The sequence below is a fragment of the Blautia sp. JLR.GB0024 genome (genome assembly GCF_037000545.1).
GTDB classification, from domain to species: domain Bacteria; phylum Bacillota; class Clostridia; order Lachnospirales; family Lachnospiraceae; genus Blautia; species Blautia celeris.
The window spans coordinates 664,576-680,532 of record NZ_JBANBF010000002.1; the positions used below are offsets into that span (position 1 = coordinate 664,576).

A 15,957-nucleotide genomic window follows, 5' to 3' on the forward strand; every position below is an offset into this window, starting at 1 on the left:
TGCGTCACCGTACAGCTTGTCTGAACAGTAACGGGGTTACTGTGATTTTAGAGCTGCTGCCGGATTTATATCCAGGCGGCAGCTTTTTCCAACTGATAAAAATTGCCGCACTGCTGCATGGCATGGTATGATAGAGAGCAGAAAACAGAAGAAGGGCGGGAACATTTATGAGAAAGTGGATGGAGAAAGTAAGCCGATGGAAGTTTGACAAAAAAATGCAGCTCCTTGTGACAGTGTCCATTATAGCCACCACCCTTATTGTGCTGGTGGTATCCACCATATCCTCTGTCACATCCATGAAGCAGCAGTCCATAGAGCTTCTGCAGGCACAGAACAGCACAACTGCGGAAAACTTTAAAAGCTCCCTGGACAATTACAAAACCCTTGCCATTGCTACGGTCATGGATACTTCCATACAACAGTACCTGAAGGCAGTCAATTATAACAAAGAGGCAGGCGGGCTGAAGAGCAGTGCCTTCAACATTCTGGCAAGCATATCTAACATGCATTCGGATATGAATTTCATCGCTGTTGTGGGAAAATCCCCGGATGACTACATATACAAGGGGCAGATCGCCATCTCAGCCGCACAGTTCTCCCAGGTATATACTTTTGATGCCCAACAGTGCAAGACCGTGCAGGACAGCTCCATTAAGATGTGTTTTAACAATGCGTATTTCAACGGCAGCAAATACACCCTGAACATCTATTTCCCCATCTACGACACCAACCGTGTACTGGGAGAACTGGGGCTTCTCTGCATGAACTTTACGGACCCGAGCCTGCTGCAGATCCTGGAATACGACAGCTCCAATAAGCTGGAATCCATGGTAGTTGACACAGACGGCATGATGATTTCTGCCAGGGATAAGGATAAGATCGGAACCAATGTGGACTTTATTCCCAAGATGAAAGAAAAATCAGGCACCTTCAGCATGGGCGGCAGGCTGTACATTTACCAGAAGGTTTCTGACTGGCGGTTCTATGTGGTGAGCAGTGTACCTATGATGGAGCTTTACAAATCCAGCATCCGGACGATCTTCCTCATGGCATTTATCCTGCTGTTCCTGCTCACCATCAGCCTTCTGGTGGTCAAGCGCATCATCAGCAAAGTCTACCGCCCTCTGGACAAGGTGGTGCGGAAGATGGATGATGTGGCTTCAGGTTCCCTGAAAACCCGCATCAACGTGGAACACATGGGAGAGGATTTCACAAAACTGGCAGTCGGTTTCAACTCCATGATGGAGGAGATCCTGGTGCTCATGGAGCAGGTGAAAATGGAACAGCATCAGATTGAGCAGATTCGTTTCAATGCCCTGCAGTCCCAGATACAGCCCCATTTTCTGTATAATACCCTGGAGTGTATCCACTGGCAGGCCATGGTGGACGGCAACGGGGAGATATCCACGCTTGTGAAGGCACTGGCCAAGTATTACCGCATCTGCCTCAGCGGCGGCCATGATGTGATTCCGCTGAAAATGGAGCTGGAACATGTGCGGAATTATCTGATCATCCAGAATATGCGGTACGATGACATTATCGGAAGTGAGTTTGACGTGGAGGAGGCAGCATCAGATGTAATGATTCCGAAGCTGACCCTGCAGCCCTTGGTGGAGAATTCCATCTATCACGGAATCAAGGTGAAGGAGGGTAAGACGGGAAGTCTGTTCCTGAAGGTGAGAAAGCGCAGCAGTGATGTTCTGATCACTCTGGCAGATACGGGAACCGGTATGAGCCAGCAGCAGATTGATGAGATGAACCAGCATCTCTCAGAGTACGACGATTCTTTTGGCTACGGTGTGAGGAATGTAAATAAGAGAATAGAGCTTCTCTACGGTGAGGAGTTCGGGCTTTATTACCTGAGAAATGAATCAGGCGGCGTAACCGTGGAGATACGCCTGCCTTACGTGACACAAGTGGAAGACGGTATCATACGGGGAGAGATGATTCATGTATAAAATATTGATTGTAGATGACGAGAAAATGATCCGCCTGGGCATGAAAAAAGTTCTGCCCTGGGAGAGTCTTGGAATCAGTGAAGTTTACGACGCGGCTTCAGGCAGGGAGGCCCTTGGGATCATCCGGGAGAAAAAGCCGGAGATCATGATCTCTGATATTCAGATGACAGAGATGACAGGCCTTGAGCTCATTGAGGCGGCCCGGAAGATTGTGCCGGAACTCAGAGTCATTGTGCTGACCGGATACGATAATTTTGAGTATGCAAGGCAGAGCCTCCGTCTGCAGGTACAGGACTTTTTTCTGAAGCCCATCGAGGAGGAGGAGCTTGCCCGGGCTGTGAGCAAGCAGGTGAATTACCTGGAGGAGCTGAAAGCGGAGGAAAAGAATCTGAGGCTTCTCCAGAGGACCCAGGGAACCGCGGAACAGACAGAGCTGGAGCATTATATGAGAAATCTGGTGCACAAGCGGGAGGACAAGGGACAGCTTTTGAGCAATCTGAAGGAGTATTACCACTTTGATATAGAGCGTGACTTAAAGCTCATGCTGATCGTGCCCACCCTGTACATGAACCAGCAGCCCACAGAGGAGAATTTTCAGGCCATGTCCGTGAAGAATGTGTGTATGAGCATGGTGGACGCCCAGGAGAGGGGGATTACCTTCTCCGATGATGACGGAACCATTGCCATTACCTGGTTCGAGGCAGAGACCGGGGATGTGGTGCTGGATGCCATTGAGGAGCTGTCTGATATTCTGAAGGATGAATTTGACGCAAAGCCCAAGATGGTGGTGGGAAGTACCGTGCACGGGTTTTCCAATCTGTTTATCTCCTACAATGATGCCCGTTACCTGCTGGACAATGAAAAAGAGGGAATACGCGATATTGTACAGACCTTTGGTGCCCAGAACAAGGCGGATATTTTCCGCGACATCTATGCGGAGTTAAAGGGCATCATGTGTGCCAATGTGGGGAATACAGACTATGTCATGAAGGCGTTCAATACATTTTCAAAAGCTACGCAGTCCTATAATCTGTCCCCGGCCATGGTGCGCAGAAACTGCTTTGAGATCGCTTCAGCTCTCTATTTTTCCTATCTGGGAGATTCCGGGGAGGTGGAGTCCGGACGTCTTGATTCCCTTTCCAAAAGTCTGATCTGTGCGGACAGGGAGGAAGCGTGTGATGTAACACGCATGTTTATCTCTCAGCTTTTGGGCAGCGAGGAGGAGAATGTCCACGAGATCATTACAAAGGCAAAGCATTACATCGACGAACATCTGACGGAGGAGCTGTCTGTATCCAATATTGCGGCAAGCCTGTACATTACGCCAAACTACTTTTCCAGGCTTTTCAAGCGCGTGACAAAGGAAGGGTGCAACGAGTACATTGTGAGAAAGCGCATTGAGAAGGCGAAATCCCTGCTGGAGACCACCAGCATGAAGACCGGTAAGATCGCCATGATGGTGGGATATCGGGACACCAATTATTTCTCTCTGGCATTTAAGAAACATACAGGGAAATCCCCCACAAAATACAGGGAGGAGATACAGCATTCCGTATAAACAGCATTCCGGCATGCGGCTGTCACGGGATTTCCCTGTAATTGCATGGCACACCCCGCGGGACAGCAGAAAGCGGAATCGCAGCGTGACATTTACAAAAGGAAGAATTTTATAGAAGGAAGTAACTTTTTTTTATTACGGTTGGAATGCAGGTATGGTACACTATGCTTAAAGGTATAAGTACCATACCTTTTTGCTGTGGATCCGCAGGTAAAAACGCAAAAATTGAGGAGGAAACAGCAAGGAAATACATGCGCATCAGGCAGGTATGGTGTAAGATAAAAGCAGAAAACGGGAAACTGTGAAAACAGTTCCGGAAAATAGAAAATAAAAGGAGAAAAACGGATGAGAGACCACAAAAAAGAGAGGGCGGCAGCCAGAGAAAAAGCAAAAGAGCTGGTATCCAAAATGACACTGATGGAAAAGGCATCCCAGTTAAAATACGATGCATCTCCGGTAGAACGCCTGGATGTGCCGACTTATAATTACTGGAATGAAGCCCTGCACGGCGTGGCAAGGGCCGGTGTGGCTACCATGTTCCCCCAGGCTATCGGTATGGCTGCGGCTTTCGACGATGAGGAAATGAAAAAGGTGGGCGATATCATAGCCACAGAAGGCCGCGCAAAGTACAATGAGTATTCCAAACATGGAGACAGGGATATTTACAAAGGACTGACTTTCTGGTCTCCCAATGTGAATATTTTCCGTGACCCCCGCTGGGGAAGAGGCCATGAGACTTACGGTGAGGACCCGTATCTGACCTCCAGACTCGGTGTGAAATTCGTGGAGGGCATACAGGGTGACGGGGAAGTGATGAAAGCAGCGGCCTGCGCCAAACACTATGCTGTGCACAGCGGCCCGGAATCTATCCGTCACGAGTTCGACGCTGAGGTGACCATGAAGGATATGTGGGAGACATATCTGCCGGCTTTTGAGGCTTTGGTCACAGAGGCTGATGTGGAATCCGTCATGGGTGCCTACAACAGAACAAACGGAGAGCCATGCTGCGGCCATACCTATCTGATGGAGGAGGTCCTCAGAGGAAAATGGAACTTTGAAGGGCATTTTACCTCTGACTGCTGGGCAATCAAGGATTTCCATGAAAACCACAGGGTTACGAAAAATGCCAGGGAGTCCGCTGCCCTTGCCCTGAAAAAGGGATGTGACGTAAACTGCGGCAATACTTATCTGCACCTGCTGGGAGCCATTGAGGACGGCCTGATCACAGAGGAAGACATTACACTGGCGGCTGAGAGGCTGTTCACCACCCGTTTCCTGCTGGGCCTTTTTGACGGAAGCGAGTACGACAGCATTCCATACGAAGTGGTTGAGTGTAGGGAGCATGTGGAGAAAGCCCTGGATATGGCCAGAAAAGGCTGTGTCCTTTTAAAGAACGACGGTGTTCTGCCGCTTGACAAATCCAAATTGAAGACCATCGGTGTCATCGGACCAAACGCAGACAGCCGTGCTGCCCTGATCGGAAACTACCACGGAACCTCTTCCAGATATATTACGGTTCTGGAAGGCATCCAGGATGAGGTGGGAGAGGATGTGCGTGTGCTCTATTCCGAGGGCTGCCATCTGTATAAAGATAAAGTGGAAAGTCTAGCCTGGAACCAGGACAGAATCTCCGAAGCTGTCATCACGGCAGAGCACAGCGATGTGGTAGTTCTCTGCGTGGGCCTTGACGAGACGCTGGAAGGCGAAGAGGGAGATACGGGAAATAGTGACGCATCCGGTGATAAACACGACCTTCATCTGCCAAAAGCACAGGAAGAGCTCATTGAGAAGGTAGCTGCTGTGGGCAAACCCACCGTTGTGGTCCTCATGGCAGGCAGTGCCATTGACATGAACTATGCAGATGAAAACTGCAATGGAATCCTGCTCGCATGGTATCCGGGAGCAAGGGGAGGAAAAGCAGTGGCAGACCTGCTGTTCGGAAAGGTTTCACCTTCAGGAAAGCTTCCCATCACATTCTACAGGGATTTGGAGGGAATGCCTGCGTTTACAGATTACAGCATGAAGAACCGTACATACCGTTATATGGAAAAAGAGGCACTCTATCCCTTCGGCTACGGACTGACATACGGTGACGTGAAGGTCACAGATGCAGAGCTTACAGGCAAAGTAGATGCCCAGTCAGATTTGGAAGTGAAGGTCACAGTCAAAAATGAGGGCAGCGCAGCCACAGAGGATGTGGTAGAAATCTACATCAAGGACATGGAATCACCTCTGGCAGTGCGCAACTACAGCCTGTGTGCATTCAAACGTGTCTTCCTGGAAGCAGGGGAGAGTAAAACCATAACTATGACAGTCTCAAACGCAGCAATGTGTGTGGTGGACGAGGCAGGTGAGCGCCATATTGACAGCAGACATTTCAAACTGTTTGCAGGAACCTCCCAGCCGGATAGCAGAAGTGAGAAGCTGACAGGTGCAAAACCGGTGGAGCTGGATGTGATCTTATAAGACAGGAGAGATGAATATGAGGAAAATTTTACGGAAACTGATGCTTTTGGGTATTGTCACGTCCCTGACGGCCGGGGGGCTCTCCGGCTGCGGCCAGGAGACGAAAGCGGAGGCCGAATCCCAGGAAAAGATGGAAAAAGCAGAGACGGAAAAGGGAAAAAGTGAAGCAGAACCGGCGGAAGATAAACCGACAGCAGCAGTGACGGAACATCCTCAGTTCATCCCGGACGGTGTCCGCAGGCTTGTGCTGACAGAGGACGGCAGCGAGATCTTCGACCTGTCCAAAGAGCCTGCTGACTACAAGATGGATTTTGATTATTGGGAGATCTTAAACCCCTATGATGAGATCGTTACAGTCAATACAGAGACCATGTATACGCTGTTTGATATGCTGAAAGAAATGGATCTCACCACTCCGGCGGCAGTGGAGGACGGTGTTGATACAGGAGTGGCGGACACCACCACCACAATGACCATTGATTTTGTAAACACCCAGGATGCGGATACCGCAAAACAGACAAAGTATGCGGACAGTACGGCAACTCTTTTGATCGGCAGCGCCGACGGGCAGGGCAGCCGTTACGTGGCAGTCAAGGGATATGAGGATGCTGTGTACAAAATTCCCTCCGCTTTGCTGGACGCTGTTTACGGGCTGAATCCCTTTGACTATATTCTGAAAATTCCTGCTCTTATCAACATTGATACGGTTAAGAGCGTGGAGATCCAATCCGGTGGGAAGACATACACCATGGAGCCGGATGGGGACCGGTATAAAATGAATGGAAAGAAGGCGGAAAAAGAGGATTTCACCGCTGTCTACCAGGCGCTTTTAAATGTAATGCTGGATTCTGAGATAGAGGAAGGCAGCCTTCCGGAAGGTGACAGGGAGGAGAAACTGCGCGTTGTCTATAAGAGAAACACGGACGATGCCCCTGAGGTAGAGCTGGTATATTATCCTTATGACGATACCTATGACAGTGTTTCCATAAACGGCAGGGAGCGTTTCCTGGTGAAAGCGGCGGATGTGGATGCATTGACAGAACAGATACAGAAGGCATTTTAACAGAGAGGAAGGATCATACTGCAGACAGATGCGGTGTGGTCCTTTTTTGGTTACTGTTCACACACCCTTGTCCCGCGAAGCGTGTTACTGGGCACGCAGTGAACAGTAACCTTTTTGAACGGTCAAAGAAAAATAAACTTCGGATTTAAATTCTGTATAATAAAAGTAATCAGTATTTTCTAATATTATCATGAGGGAGAAGGAGAATATGACGAAAGAACAGATGAGCCGGAAGCTATCCTATCTGCTTCGGCATGATGAACAGATGATCAATGAGTATGGATGGGCTGATGTATCAGAGATTATCAGGAAAATGCAGGAAGATGTTCCCGCGTTTGACAAAACGCTTCTTTCGGAGATTATAGCGGAAGACAAAAAAAAGAGATACAGTTACGGGGCTGATAAACGGACTATACGGGCAAATCAAGGGCATTCCGTGCCAGTGAAAGTGGAAATGAGGGAAGCCGCTCCGCCGGACTTTCTTTACCATGGAACCGCGCAGGGATTTCTGCCTCGGATTTTTACGGAAGGACTCACACCGCAGAAGCGCAACTTTGTACATTTATCAAAGGATATAAAAACTGCCGGGAGTGTAGGTGCACGTCATAAAAAAGAAGGGGATACAGTGATACTTCGGGTAGGTACAGGAAGTATGTACCGGGACGGGTTTAAATTCTGGATTTCTGAAAATGAAATCTGGCAGGTAAAACACGTGCCTCGTGAATATCTTTCCGTGGCATCCTGGCTTCTTTGACAAAGTATTTTCCTGTAATAACCCGGCAGCATGGGAAACTAAAAAATCCTGCTAAAAGTTAAATTTTTATTGTATAATAAATCTGACATACTCTAGACTTAAAAAAGAGGTGAACCGGAATGTGGGAAGAAAATATCTGCAGCAGTGAAACGGGTGAATTAAAACCCGGGACTATTTTAAATTTCAAATATATCATTAAAAAAACCATTGGCAGCGGAGGCTTTGGCATTACATACCAGGGGTGGGATACCATTCTCAACATGCCGGTGGCTGTAAAAGAATATAGATGTCAGATGTATACTTCAGAAAAAGAAAAACAAAATTTTTGGAATGAAGCCAGAACCATGGCTAAATTTTCAGGCAACGAAGGCATCGTAAATGTAAGGGATTTTTTTGAAGAAAATAAGACGGTGTATATCGTTATGGAATATCTGGAGGGTATTACCCTGAATCAATATATTGAAGCAAACGGAAAGCTGTCCCCATATGAAACATTTACCTATATGAAACCGGTTATGGAGGTATTGAGCAAAATACATAAAGAAGGATTCATACACCGGGATATCAGCCCTGACAATATTATGATGGTGAAAGAGGGGAAAATAAAGCTGCTGGATTTTGGAGCAGCGAGAGATGTCAAAAATACTGATGGGACGATTACCGTTATCTTAAAACAAGGATATGCGCCCGAAGAACAATATTGCAGGGAAAATAACCAGGGACCATGGACAGATGTCTATGCCGTCTGCGCCACTATATATAAATGCATAACAGGAAAAACGCCGGATATCAGTCTGCACCGCCTGAGCGTTGACAACCTCAAAAAGCCATCGGAAATGGGAATCCCCGTTTCGCAGGAGTTTGAGCAGGTATTGACGGCCGGACTGGAGGTGCACAGACAAAACCGTATTCAATCTATTGACGAACTCATAAGAAGAATGGAGTTTGCATTAGAATGGGGGAATGACGGATATCGGAGAACAGATAGCAGACATATAGTAAAAGAAGCTTTATTCCTCCGGGGCAGAAGTAAAGGAGTGACACCTCTGATTGGGAGAGATGAAGTGCTGCCGGCAGTGAAGAGGAAAGTTTTTACCACTACCGCCGATAATCAGAATTTTCTGGAATTCTGTGTGGTAAAAGAGACCGCCCCTTTTGCGTCGGAGTATCTTATGGTCAGAAAATTTCGAGTGTATGGAATAAGACCAAAGAAACGGGAAGTTCCCAGAATAGAAGTGACATTTTATATAGATGAGCAAAAACATCTCGAAGTAAAAGCCATGGATCTGGAAACCAACAGGCGTCTGTATATTCAGGATTTATTCCGCCGTGACAGGCCTCAAAATACAGGAAAGCATGCAAGCCGTACATTGTCCCTGGAGACAAGCGGTGGAGTGGCTACACCTGTTATCAGAAAAGGAGAAGTGCTGCCTGCCGTTAAAAAGCAGATTTTTTCCACTGCAGCGGATAATCAAACAGCAGTTGATTTATGTATTTACCTGGGGGAAGGGGCTTATGTAAAAGAGAATGAACTTGCCGGACAATTCAGGCTGGATAAGATTTCGCCGGCAAAGGCAGGGGAGCCACAGATAGAGGTTCTGTTTGAGATGGACAGGGATGAAAAAATAAAAGTAAGCGCCAAAAACCTGGATAGCGGAGAGATGCAGAGTATAACTATAATAAAGTAATCAGCATTTTATAATATTGATGTGGGATACGGTGATGATTCGGACAGAAACAGAAAGATTTAACAAAAAATTTTCCTGTAATAACTCTGCAACATGGGGAGCTTATGCTGTAGCTGTAAAAGAGAAACGGCTGGCAGCTATTTGTGCCGGCAGCTTTCAGGAAGAGGAGGAACAGTTATGATGCGGAAAAAGTTAAAACAGCATAAGGCAGCAGCAGTGGCTGCTGCAGTTACTCTGTGTATCACCGCGGCAGCGGGAACCATGGCGGTTTACGGACAGAACGCAGCGGAGAAGCAGGTGAAGGAGGCAGCAGAGGAGAAGCTGTCCCGGGATGAGACGGTGTCCTACATGCCCTGGGATGAAGACACACTGTACAAAGAGGTGGTGGAAAATCAGGATATTGTAAAGCAGGTATGCGAAAAATACGGCCTGGATTACGACAGCGCTGCCATGAAAGATGTGACCCGGGAGATGAGAAATTATGAGGAGGCACTCTGGCTCCTTGACGAGATGGGGGATAAACCGCTTCTGTCTGCAAAGGGAGAGGGAATGGATTCTCTGGAAACGTATATCTGTGATATTTACGCCTTTGAAGGCGGTAAGCAGGTGATTGAGTCCTATTGCCGGGAACACGGAGTGGACGCGGGCAGTGCCAGCATAAAGGATTTGACAGCGGAGGATCTGACAGCTATAGGAGAGAATGCCTATCAAACCTCAGACCATCCGAAAAACTGACAGAAAGGCAGATACAAATGGCAGATATTTTGATAGTGGAAGATGAGCCGTCCATAAATGAATTGATGAAGAGAACCCTCACCATGACAGGTCACAGATGCTGTCAGGCATATACCGGCCGGGAGGCCCTGAGAGCGGCAAAGCAGGAAAGGCCCGACATCGTCCTTCTGGACATTAACCTTCCGGATATGGACGGATTTCAGGTGATGGCACAGATCGGTACGATACCGGTCATCTACGTGACAGCCAGGGATGAAGTGACTGACCGGGTAAGGGGCCTGAACAGCGGGGCAGAGGATTATATTGTGAAGCCCTTTGCCATGGAGGAGCTGGTTGCCAGGGTTCAGGTGGTGCTCAGAAGATTTCACAGGGAAGAGAAGATATTTGCCATTGACGACGTGAGAGTGGATGTGGAGAGACACCGGGTCACCAGAGCAGGGGAGGACGTGGAGCTTACCAACCGGGAGTTTGAGCTTCTGCGTGTGCTGCTGGTCAACCGGAATATAGCCCTTTCCAGAACCCAGCTTCTGGACCTGGCCTGGGGGATGGACTTCTTCGGGGATGACAGGACTGTGGATGTCCATATTCAGAGAATACGGAAGAAGCTGGGCCTGGAGAATTATATCAGAACCGTTTTCAAATACGGATACAGACTGGAGATATAGTATGCAGCTTTGGAAGAAAAATTATCTGGCAGCGTATATTCTGTTTCTGGTGATTCTCAACCTGTCTCTGCTTCTCTTGTCCACCATGGGATTTAAGAACGACCTGGAAACCCGTATGGATGAAGTGATAAAGAGGCAGCAGCAGTTAGCCTATACGGTGGAAGGCCTAAACGGCACAGAGGACGGGGAAGACAAGCTGCGTTATCTGGGACAGGGATATTACAGGAGCAGAATTTTCATCAATGTGAGCCATGGCGGCAAAACCATTGTGAATCACCTTCCGACAGGAGTGGGGATTTCCGGAAACGCGGATATCGTGAAGTATAAAGGGGAACATTATGCTGCCGTTATCGGCCGGGCGGGGAACGGGGACGAGATATGCGAAGTGGTGTATATGGAGAATATCCAGGATCTGTACCGGGCACAGAACAGAAGACTGTTCTCCTTCTTGGCTACGGGCCTGCTCCTGGAGGCTGTGATCGGCACCATGCTTTATATGACCATGAAGAAGATATACATGCCGGTCAATAACATTGCCCATGAGCTGCGGAATCCACTGACGGTACTGCAGGGATACGGCCAGTATATCCAGATGGGAAATATTACGGAGGAGGACCGTTTCTTCGCAGGGGAACAGATTGTAAAGGAAGCCGGGAGCCTGAGGGAGACTGTGGACAGACTGCTGGTCATGGGAAATCTGAGAGAAGGAAATGTGAAATACCAGCGGTTAGATGTGCAGGAACTGTTTGCGGAGATGAAAAAATTATATCCCGGCATTCATGTGGAAAATCATATGGATGCCATAGAGGGAGACGCGTCTCTGGTCAGGTGCCTTTTTAAGAACCTGCTTGGCAATGCGGTGAAGGCAGGAAGCCATGTGACAGTGACAGCCTCTGACAACTGCGTGAGCATTTGGAATGACGGGAAATACATAGAGAAACAGAAACTGAACTATCTGAACCGGAACCATGAATTTCCCAGGGCGAAAGCAGAGCGGAACGGCTACGGGATCGGCCTCTGCTATGAGATCGTAAAGCTTCACGGATGGAAAATGGACTATGCGTCCTCTGAGGAGAAGGGTACAACCGTTAAAATAAGAATATGACAGGGTATTTTCATAAAAGGAACCGATCCGGCGTCTGTACAGGGCCGGATAGGTTCCTTTTTGTATGGTATAAACTATTCGTGCAGTTCCAGCGGAAGGCCGTCCGGGTCGAAGAAGAAGGTCATTTTCTTTCCGGTAAAATCATCGGTGCGTACAGGCTCCGTCTCGATTCCTTTTGCGCTCAGCCACGCAACAGCCTCTTCCATATTTTCAACTGTAAAGGCCAGATGGCGGAGTCCGCAGGCTTCCGGGCGGTTTACACGGGCCGGCGGGTTCTTTACTCCGAATATCTCCAGCTCACAGTCACCCAGCCGCAGGTCCAGCTTCCAGTCATCCCGCTCAGCCCGGTAATTTTCGCGGATGATCTCAAATTCCAATTGGTTTACATAAAAATCTTTGGATTTTTCATAGTCAGATACAATAACGGCTACGTGATGTATTTTATTAAGCTTCATGCAAAGGCTCCTCCTCAATGTTAAAGTGAAATACAGTCCGGTCCGGACTGATTTTCGCCGGACCTGATGCTGGAATTATACCATAGATGCAGAAACATTTGGAATTTTTAAATAATATCTTTATAATTTCTTTCGGAATTTTACAATTGCTTCTTATTTTTTCGTTGGTAAGATAAAGCCATAATAAAGAAGAGGAAAGAAGGAGGGGAAAGATATGGCTAGAGACATGGTAGTAAGGATTTCAGAAGGTGTGAGAAGACAGTTTGCGCAGGAAAGATACCTGGAAGCAGAATATGACAGGGCCTATTCCCTGACCAGTTTGATCTTATTTTTCTTTTCTGCATCAACCGTCGGATGGCTTTGGGAAGTATTTCTTCATATTTTTATGGACGGAGCACTCATCAACAGAGGCACCACATGGGGACCGTGGCTTCCCATTTACGGTGTGGGCGGTGTGATGACACTGGTTCTGCTCAGAAAGTTTGCCGACAAGCCGGCTCATGTATTTGCATTTGCATATCTGGGAAGCGGTATTCTGGAATATACGACAGGCTGGGCACTGGAACAGTTCAGAGGTGTAAAATACTGGGATTACAGCGAAAGCCTGTTTAACATAAACGGCCGTGTATGTCTGGAAGTCCTGGCACTGTTTGCTGTGGGCGCATGCTTTATCCTTTACATAGCGGCACCTGCCATGGATAACCTGTACAGAAAAATCCCGCAGACAGCGAAAGTGGTTTTGTGTGTGGTACTGATCACCCTGTTTGCAGCGGATCTTGTATTCTCTGCCTTATATCCTAAGATGGGGCCTGGTATTACCATGGATGTTTCGGAAACTACAAAATGGATATTTTAACGCCGGGGGCGTAGACTAATAGATTTGACAAAAGGAGAGGGCTTTCACCCTTGCGAAAATTCGGCATAGTTGGATAAATTCCGGCTGTGCCGATTTTTCTGTATATGTCCTGTCATGCCGTGTGTTGTGTGATTGTAAGTGCGATTAAAATCGTTTATAATATGATACATAGGATGCGCAGTTTCCGGCGAAAACAGTCTGAATGAGCTGCGCTGTACAAATAAGTGCGGACTGTAAGGAGGAAATTATGTTTCATACGATCGATTACGAAAAGTGGGAGAGAAAAGAAATATTCGAACGTTTTGCAGGATATACCTATAATCTCACCGCAGAAGTTGATGTTACACAGTTTTTGGAAAGGATTCATGGAAATGGATATAAATTTTACCCGTCTGTCTGCTGGTGTATTGCCGATACGGTAAACAGTGATAGGGATTTCCGCTATGCAAAAGTGGACGGAGCCATAGGATATTATGAGAAGCTGAACCCCTGCTATACACTTATGCGGAAAGGGGAAGGAAATCTGTTCACTCATATGGTCACAGATTTCAGCAAAGATTTTGACTGCTTCTATAAGACTTTTCTGGAAGATAAGGAGAAAGCGGAAAACGGCAGCTCTCTGTATTATTACGGAAACCCTGTTCCGGGGTGTGTGGACATTACCATCCTGCCGAACACTGCATACCAGTCCATATGTTACGTGCGTCCGGCTTCTTTTGTAAATCCGGAATCGGGCAGCGAGAGCTACATACCCTTCATCACTGTGGGAAAATACCGGGAGATTGATGGAAGAATGAAAATGGCGGTGACAGGAAACTTTAACCATGCGGCAAATGACGGATATCATGCGGAAAAATTCTTCCGCCTGCTTCAGGAGAAACTGGATGCATTTTCCGCATAATGACAGGAAAGGACTGTAAAAATAAAGAAATCAGGCCGGGGTGCAGATCAATGCGCCCCGGCCTGTGTCTTTGATAATATAAAACTATTCTCCCTGATACTGGAACCAGTCAAAGTCAGCGCAGCCGCTGCCTGCCTGGTGGTTGGAGCTGGCATACATTCCTATGTAGACGCCGGTAAAGCCGTTGTTTATAACAGAGCTTAGAAGTGAGGCATCCACACCGGACAGGAAAGGTATCATCTCAGATTCCCTGTATCCATAGTAAAAATCATAGTCCGTGGTATTCCCCTGAACACTTAAATAAAGGCGTCTGCAGTCCTTTATCTCTGTTTCCTTTACCAGAGTGCGGCATCCGTTCTCTGTTTTGTAGAACTGCAGGTAAGGTGTGCTGCCCTTTTTCCTCATGACCATCAGATAATGGAAGCGGTCATCTTGTACCAGCGCGATTCCGGCCTCCTCATAGTCTGCGGCCGGACAGAATTCCATGGCCGTTTTAGCCAGAAAACTCTTATGGCGCTGTCTGCGGCCCACGAAAGAAGGGGTACAAATCTCCTCCATGACCTGCGGCCTTGTCATAAGGCGCAGATATCCGGGACGCTCCGTGAGGGAATAGAAAGGCTCAACCGGCGGATGAATGGTGTTCCACTGCATCTGAAGCGTGTCATCCTCAAAGTTGTCCCATTCCGGCATGAGCGGATATATGGTGCGGGGCAGGTTCGGAAGGCGTTCTTCCTCCTGTACAAGCCCGGTCTCATTGTCGATCATCGGCCAGCCGTCCTCTGCCCATACAAATGGTACCATGAAGGTCTCACGGCCCAGGTTGTAGTGTCCCCCTTTATAAGGGCGCACTGCCAGCAGTACCATCCACCATTCTCCGTTCTGTGTCTCCACAATATCGGCGTGTCCGGTAACTGAAATGGGATTGAGAAGAGGCATATGCCTGTGCGTCACAATGGGATTTCTGGGGCATATCTCGTAATCCCCGTCAATGGTACGGCAGCGGGCCATCTGTACACTGTGGGTGACAAAGGTACCGCCCTCTGCCACTAACAGATAGTAATAACCGTCCTTTTTGTAAATGTGGGGTGCTTCGATCCACTTACTTCTTGTCTTCTTTCCGTCCCAGATGACAGTTCTGGGGCCTTTGAACTGCAGTGTTTCAGGGTCCAGCTCATTTAAGTAAATGCCATGGTGTCCTTCGTAGAGCTTCTCCTCACTGATAAAGTTACCCACGTACCATACAGAACCGTCGTCATCGAAAAACAGACTGGAGTCAATGCCGTCAGCGCCCTCCACAACTACAGGGTCACTCCACGGGCCGGCAGGATTTTTGGCTGTAATGATATAATTATCGCGTTTTGCTTCACGTCCTTCGGATACGAACGTATTAATAATATAAAAGGTCCCTTCATGGTAACGGATGCTGGGTGCCCACAGCCCCTCGCTGGTTTCGCAGTTTTTGTAGTTAAGCTGTCCGGGTCTGTGGATGCCGTGGCCAATCTGCTCCCAGTGAACCAGATCTCTGCTGTGGAACACGGGCAGTCCGGGATAATATACAAAAGATGAGGTTACCATGTAATAGTCATCTCCCACACGGCAGATAGATGGGTCCGGATAAAAACCGGGAAGAAGCGGATTGTGAAAAGTGTCTTTTGTCATATCATATTCTCCTTTACAAAATTTCTCCATTTTCTCCATTATAGGCAGAGAATCCGTATTGGTAAATAGAAAAAAACGCCTTTTCCCTGGAAAA

Annotated in this window: 14 protein-coding genes; 12 read left to right on the forward strand and 2 right to left on the reverse strand. The window is 47.8% G+C overall.

All coding sequences use genetic code 11. The annotated features are described in order from the left end of the window. The first annotated feature begins 167 nt into the window (after positions 1 to 167). The 10 genes from V8Q34_RS07080 (at position 168) to V8Q34_RS07125 (ending at position 11,992) form a co-directional block, all read left to right on the forward strand. Positions 168 to 1,958, forward strand: coding sequence for a sensor histidine kinase (locus tag V8Q34_RS07080; protein WP_054350665.1), 1,791 nt, complete (start codon positions 168 to 170; stop codon positions 1,956 to 1,958). Then, a complete protein-coding gene (locus V8Q34_RS07085; RefSeq protein WP_033139101.1) occupies positions 1,951 to 3,516 on the forward strand; it encodes a response regulator transcription factor in 1,566 nt (521 codons plus the stop codon). Before V8Q34_RS07080 ends, V8Q34_RS07085 begins: the two co-directional genes overlap by 8 nt. A gap of 345 nt (positions 3,517 to 3,861) precedes the next feature. Further along, on the forward strand, positions 3,862 to 5,982 hold the full coding sequence (locus V8Q34_RS07090; protein ID WP_335835143.1) for a glycoside hydrolase family 3 C-terminal domain-containing protein: 2,121 nt from the start codon (positions 3,862 to 3,864) through the stop codon (positions 5,980 to 5,982). A 16-nt stretch (positions 5,983 to 5,998) separates the two neighbouring features. Then, positions 5,999 to 7,045: a DUF4340 domain-containing protein gene (locus V8Q34_RS07095; protein WP_335835144.1), complete on the forward strand. Its 1,047-nt coding sequence runs from the start codon at positions 5,999 to 6,001 to the stop codon at positions 7,043 to 7,045. Between the two features lie 208 nt (positions 7,046 to 7,253). Then, positions 7,254 to 7,799 carry an RNA 2'-phosphotransferase gene (locus V8Q34_RS07100; RefSeq protein ID WP_335835145.1) on the forward strand — a complete coding sequence of 182 codons (546 nt, stop codon included), beginning with the start codon at positions 7,254 to 7,256 and terminating at the stop codon, positions 7,797 to 7,799. 119 nt (positions 7,800 to 7,918) lie between these two features. Then, positions 7,919 to 9,487, forward strand: coding sequence for a serine/threonine-protein kinase (locus V8Q34_RS07105; protein WP_227209971.1), 1,569 nt, complete (start codon positions 7,919 to 7,921; stop codon positions 9,485 to 9,487). 34 nt (positions 9,488 to 9,521) lie between these two features. After that, on the forward strand, positions 9,522 to 9,668 hold the full coding sequence (locus V8Q34_RS07110; protein WP_158587252.1) for a hypothetical protein: 147 nt from the start codon (positions 9,522 to 9,524) through the stop codon (positions 9,666 to 9,668). After that, positions 9,665 to 10,222, forward strand: coding sequence for a hypothetical protein (locus V8Q34_RS07115; protein WP_033139097.1), 558 nt, complete (start codon positions 9,665 to 9,667; stop codon positions 10,220 to 10,222). Before V8Q34_RS07110 ends, V8Q34_RS07115 begins: the two co-directional genes overlap by 4 nt. A gap of 17 nt (positions 10,223 to 10,239) precedes the next feature. Then, positions 10,240 to 10,887: a response regulator transcription factor gene (locus V8Q34_RS07120; protein WP_033139096.1), complete on the forward strand. Its 648-nt coding sequence runs from the start codon at positions 10,240 to 10,242 to the stop codon at positions 10,885 to 10,887. A 1-nt stretch (position 10,888) separates the two neighbouring features. Further along, complete coding sequence (locus V8Q34_RS07125) at positions 10,889 to 11,992, forward strand: sensor histidine kinase (protein WP_033139095.1); 1,104 nt, start codon at positions 10,889 to 10,891, stop codon at positions 11,990 to 11,992. 74 nt (positions 11,993 to 12,066) lie between these two features. Here the strand turns inward: V8Q34_RS07125 and gloA2 are convergent, their stop codons facing one another. Next, on the reverse strand, positions 12,067 to 12,447 hold the full coding sequence (gloA2, locus tag V8Q34_RS07130) for an SMU1112c/YaeR family gloxylase I-like metalloprotein (protein ID WP_335835146.1): 381 nt from the start codon (positions 12,445 to 12,447) through the stop codon (positions 12,067 to 12,069). A gap of 214 nt (positions 12,448 to 12,661) precedes the next feature. Here gloA2 and V8Q34_RS07135 point away from each other — a divergent pair, with 214 nt between their 5' ends. Then, positions 12,662 to 13,303: a putative ABC transporter permease gene (locus V8Q34_RS07135; RefSeq protein ID WP_081960097.1), complete on the forward strand. Its 642-nt coding sequence runs from the start codon at positions 12,662 to 12,664 to the stop codon at positions 13,301 to 13,303. A gap of 247 nt (positions 13,304 to 13,550) precedes the next feature. Continuing rightward, positions 13,551 to 14,204, forward strand: coding sequence for a CatA-like O-acetyltransferase (locus tag V8Q34_RS07140; protein WP_033139093.1), 654 nt, complete (start codon positions 13,551 to 13,553; stop codon positions 14,202 to 14,204). Positions 14,205 to 14,288: 84 nt separating this feature from the next. Here V8Q34_RS07140 and V8Q34_RS07145 read toward each other — a convergent pair whose 3' ends face one another. After that, positions 14,289 to 15,863, reverse strand: a complete 1,575-nt coding sequence (locus V8Q34_RS07145) for a glycoside hydrolase family 43 protein (RefSeq protein ID WP_103733029.1) — start codon at positions 15,861 to 15,863, stop codon at positions 14,289 to 14,291. Positions 15,864 to 15,957 lie beyond the last annotated feature (94 nt).

Excerpts from the sequence above, each read along its gene's own strand:
- V8Q34_RS07080 (WP_054350665.1), top strand. The coding sequence starts at position 168 with ATGAGAAAGTGGATGGAGAAAGTAAGCCGATGGAAGTTTGACAAAAAA.
- V8Q34_RS07085 (WP_033139101.1), top strand. The coding sequence starts at position 1,951 with ATGTATAAAATATTGATTGTAGATGACGAGAAAATGATCCGCCTGGGC.
- V8Q34_RS07090 (WP_335835143.1), top strand. The coding sequence starts at position 3,862 with ATGAGAGACCACAAAAAAGAGAGGGCGGCAGCCAGAGAAAAAGCAAAA.
- V8Q34_RS07095 (WP_335835144.1), top strand. The coding sequence starts at position 5,999 with ATGAGGAAAATTTTACGGAAACTGATGCTTTTGGGTATTGTCACGTCC.
- V8Q34_RS07100 (WP_335835145.1), top strand. The coding sequence starts at position 7,254 with ATGACGAAAGAACAGATGAGCCGGAAGCTATCCTATCTGCTTCGGCAT.
- V8Q34_RS07105 (WP_227209971.1), top strand. The coding sequence starts at position 7,919 with ATGTGGGAAGAAAATATCTGCAGCAGTGAAACGGGTGAATTAAAACCC.
- V8Q34_RS07110 (WP_158587252.1), top strand. The coding sequence starts at position 9,522 with ATGATTCGGACAGAAACAGAAAGATTTAACAAAAAATTTTCCTGTAAT.
- V8Q34_RS07115 (WP_033139097.1), top strand. The coding sequence starts at position 9,665 with ATGATGCGGAAAAAGTTAAAACAGCATAAGGCAGCAGCAGTGGCTGCT.
- V8Q34_RS07120 (WP_033139096.1), top strand. The coding sequence starts at position 10,240 with ATGGCAGATATTTTGATAGTGGAAGATGAGCCGTCCATAAATGAATTG.
- V8Q34_RS07125 (WP_033139095.1), top strand. The coding sequence starts at position 10,889 with ATGCAGCTTTGGAAGAAAAATTATCTGGCAGCGTATATTCTGTTTCTG.
- gloA2 (WP_335835146.1), bottom strand. The coding sequence starts at position 12,447 with ATGAAGCTTAATAAAATACATCACGTAGCCGTTATTGTATCTGACTAT.
- V8Q34_RS07135 (WP_081960097.1), top strand. The coding sequence starts at position 12,662 with ATGGCTAGAGACATGGTAGTAAGGATTTCAGAAGGTGTGAGAAGACAG.
- V8Q34_RS07140 (WP_033139093.1), top strand. The coding sequence starts at position 13,551 with ATGTTTCATACGATCGATTACGAAAAGTGGGAGAGAAAAGAAATATTC.
- V8Q34_RS07145 (WP_103733029.1), bottom strand. The coding sequence starts at position 15,863 with ATGACAAAAGACACTTTTCACAATCCGCTTCTTCCCGGTTTTTATCCG.